General features: G+C 64.3%; 2 protein-coding genes. Both read right to left on the bottom strand.

Annotated features, from left to right (window positions below):
- Window positions 1–1,434, bottom strand: a 1,434-nt coding sequence (locus AC1D1X_RS17190; RefSeq protein WP_477698736.1) for a circularly permuted type 2 ATP-grasp protein, incomplete at its 3' end; no start/stop codon positions are given.
- 90 nt (window positions 1,435–1,524) lie between these two features.
- Window positions 1,525–4,083: a DNA internalization-related competence protein ComEC/Rec2 gene (locus AC1D1X_RS17195; protein WP_477698737.1), complete on the bottom strand. Its 2,559-nt coding sequence runs from the start codon at window positions 4,081–4,083 to the stop codon at window positions 1,525–1,527.
- Window positions 4,084–4,091: the final 8 nt, after the last annotated feature.

Raw genomic sequence — 4,091 nt, forward strand, 5'->3', positions numbered from 1 at the left:
CTGCAATATCCAGGTGTCCTTGGTGCCGCCGCCCTGCGACGAATTGACCACCAGCGAGCCGTCTTTGAGCGCCACACGCGTGAGGCCGCCCGGCACCATCTGCACTTCTTTACCGCTCAGCACAAAAGGCCGCAAGTCGATATGGCGCGGCGCAATTCCGCTTTCCACATACGTGGGGCAGGTTGAAAGGCTGAGCGTGGGCTGCGCAATGTAGCCCGACGGATTGGCCAGCAAGGCCGCGCGGAACTCTTCAATCTCGGCCTTGGTGGCGGCCGGCCCCACCAGCATGCCGTAGCCGCCGGCGCCGTGCACTTCCTTGACAACCAGGTCTTTCAGGTTGGCCAGGGTGTACTGCAAATCCTCGTTATTGCGGCACATGTAGGTCGGCACGTTCTTGAGGATGGGCTTCTCGCCGAGGTAGAACTCAATCATCTTGGGCACGTAGGGGTAGATGGACTTGTCGTCTGCCACGCCGGTGCCGATGGCGTTGCACAGCGAGACATTGCCGCTGCGGTACACATTGAGGAGACCCGCGCAGCCCAGGGTGGAATTGGGGCGGAAGGCCAGCGGGTCCAGGAAGTCATCGTCCACGCGCCGGTAGATCACGTCGACGCGCTTGGGGCCGCGCGTGGTGCGCATGTAGACAAAGTTGTCCTTGACGAACAGGTCCTGCCCTTCAACCAGCTCGACGCCCATCTGCTGCGCAAGGAAGGCGTGCTCGAAGTAGGCCGAGTTGTACATGCCGGGCGTCAGCACAACCACCGTGGGCTCGGCCGTGGCCGGCGGCGCCATGCCGCGCAGGGTTTCAAGCAACAGATCGGGGTAATGGGCAACGGGTGCAACGCGGTTTTCGCTGAAGAGTTCAGGAAACAGCCGCATCATCATCTTGCGGTCTTCCAGCATGTAGCTCACGCCGCTGGGCACGCGCAGGTTGTCTTCGAGCACGTAGTATTCGCCGTTGCCCTGCGCGTCGGGTGCACGGACGATGTCGATGCCGCTGATGTGCGAATAGATATTGCCAGGCACATCAACGCCCATCATCTCGGGTCGGAACTGCGCATTCTGGAAGATCTGCTCGGACGGCACCACGCCGGCCTTGATGATTTCCTGGCCGTGGTACACGTCGTGGATGAAGCGGTTGAGCGCGGTGACGCGCTGTACCAGGCCYTTTTCCATGCTGGCCCATTCGTGGGCGGGAATGATGCGGGGAATCAGGTCAAAGGGAATCAGGCGTTCGGTGCCGGCGCCGTCTTCGTCCTTGGCACCATAAACCGCAAAAGTGATGCCGACCCGGCGGAAAATCATTTCAGCTTCGGCTCGGCGGGCCTGCATCACGTCGGCAGGCTGCCGGGCCAGCCACCGCTGGTAACCCTGGTAATGCTCACGGACGCTGGACTCCGTGGCGTTCATTTCGTCAAACATCGGTCGGCTCATTGGCTTGATCTCCAGCAAGTTATGCGCATGGCAATTGTTTTAACGTAGCTTAGCAAGTTATGCGCCAAGGCGGTGCGTCCACCCGAATTTTTAACGCCCGGGCTCATGATGCCAGTAGCGTTTGCCCTGCTCCCGCTGGCACAAAATCTCGCCGGGGCGAAGGCTTTGCCAGGTAGCAGCCCCGCACTGCGGCGACTTCACCAGGCGTACGCCGCGCTCCTCATAACGCGCCACCACGGACTCCACCGGGTGGCCAAAACGGTTTCGGTAACCCGACTRCACCACCGCCCACTGCGGCCTGACGGCATCAAGAAACACCGCGCTGGACGATGTTTTGCTGCCATGGTGCGGTACCAGCAGAAAGTCGGCCTGGAGGCTGGCCGGAACGCTGGTCGCCAGCCGGAGTTCCTGCGGCGATTCGATGTCGCCGACCAGCAGGGCTGCGCGGCTGCCGCCAGGGGCGCTGCTGGATATGCGCAACACGCAGCTCATGGCGTTTGACTTGCTGGCAGCGTCGTAGTCGGCGGCCACGGGGTGCAGCACCTCAAATGCCACACCGTCCCATTCCCAGCGCTGGCCGGCCACGCAGCGGCTGGCTTTGCGCAGCGTTTGCAGCGGATGCGCGTCTTCAATCGAACTCACCAGGCTGGCTTCAGGCTGCATGGCCAGGACGGCCTGGGCCCCGCCGATGTGGTCGATATCGCGGTGGCTGATCATGAGCATGTCCAGCCGTTCGCCCAGCGCGCGCAGCAGCGGCACCAGCACCCGGTGCCCGGCATCGCTTTCGCGCGAAAAGCGCGGGCCGGCGTCATACAGCAGCGTGTGGCTTGCCGTGCGCACCAGCACGGAATTGCCCTGCCCGATGTCCGCGGCCAGTAGCTCGAACTGCCCCTGCGCCACGCGGGCCGGTTGCCACAACAGCACCGGCAGCAACAGGGGAAGGCCCAGCGCTCGAAAATGAAACGGCAGACGTGTAGCCAGCAGGCCGCCGCCCGCCACGCCGGCGACAGCACACCACAGCGGCGCCGCCGCCACGCTGACCGAGGCCAGCGGCCAGCTCGCCAGCCATTGCAAAAATATCGCCAGCCCGCCGACCGACCATGCCGCCAGCGACCACACCGGCGCCCACGCCACACCCAGCAAAGCCAGCGGCGTGATGAGCAGCGTCACCACCGGAATGGCCACGGCATTGGCCAGCAGGCCGACCAGCGAGACCTGGTTGAACAGCAGCAGCGACAGGGGCGTGAGCGCCAGCGTGACGACCCATTGCTCCCGCATGGCGCGGACAACGCCGTCCAGCCACCTGGGTCGGCGTTGCCACCAGTGCCCGTTTTCAGGCAGGTTTTTTGAGTCGAATTGGGCTGCAGCCCTTTCCCCATGAGCGCGAGCAGCTCCTGAATCTGTAGCAAACAAGACGCCCACCGCAACAAAAGACAACCAGAACCCCGCCTGCATCAACGCCCATGGGTCCAGCGCCACCACCACGGCCATGGCCAGCAACCAGGTCTGTAGCCAGGGCCACTGCCTGCCGCCTTGCCGAAGCAGGATTACCGTGGCCAGCATCCAGATGGTTCGCTGCGCGGGCACGCCCCAGCCGGAAAACAGCGCATACAGGGTGGCCAGCAGCAAGCCGCCCAAGGCACCCGCAGCGGCCGCCGGCAATGCGAGACACAGCCGCGGCGTGAAACGCGCTGATCGCCGCCACAGCGCGCCGATCAGCAGTGAGGCAGCCCAGGCAAACATCGTTATATGAAGGCCTGAAATACTCATCAAGTGAGCTACGCCCGTGGCACGAAACACATCCCAGTCGGCGCGTTCGATGGCGGCCTGGTCGCCGACCACCAGCGCGGCAATGACACCGGCCAGTTGCCGGTTTTCGATGCGCTGAAAGATCGCTTCACGCACGACTTGCCGGGCCTGCTCTATGGGGTGTTGCCAGCTGCTGGAAAGTTTCGCCGGCGGTGTGTCGCGCGGGCCGGCACGTACATAGCCGGTGGCCTGGATGCCCTGCTCCCACAGCCAGAGTTCGTAGTCAAAACCAAAAGGATTGCTGTTGCCGTGCGGCGCCTTGAGCCGCACCGTCATCTGCCAGCGTTCGCCGGCGCGCAGGACTTGCGGCTGACGCTGCAGGGCCAGCGCTATCTCGAATGGGTCGGCGTCTTGGGCCGGCACGGCGGGCTCGCGCCCGGCAAAGCCCGAATACCAGCCCAGCATGACGTGCGGCGGCAAGGTGACTTTGCCACCATTGAGGCGGGCAGATTCCACGGCCAGGCGAAAGCGCACGCCGTCTTCTCCGGGTTGCGGCATCGCCAGCACCTGACCCGTGACCTCGATATCGCGGCCCTCCAGCGCCGGATCGAGCGCCGCAGTCAGGAAAACGCCGGCACGCCAGCCCGTGAGGCCCACACCGAGCAAGGCAGCGAGGGCAAAGGCCGAAACCACCCTGCCCCACGAAGGAAGGCGCAGCCTGCCAAAGCGCAGGTACAGGCCAGCCAGGGTGCAGGCCAGCAGTGCCATGGCGGCATATACCGGTTGCGGCCACAAGGCGGACTGCTGCAACTGCAAGGCAACACCCGCAATAAAACCGGCAAACACCGGCCCCGGGCTTGCCGCATACAGCCGTGCTCCGGCCGATACAGGTCGATTCAAACCCCGCC

It is taken from the genome of Polaromonas sp. P1_G4, from assembly GCF_056405475.1.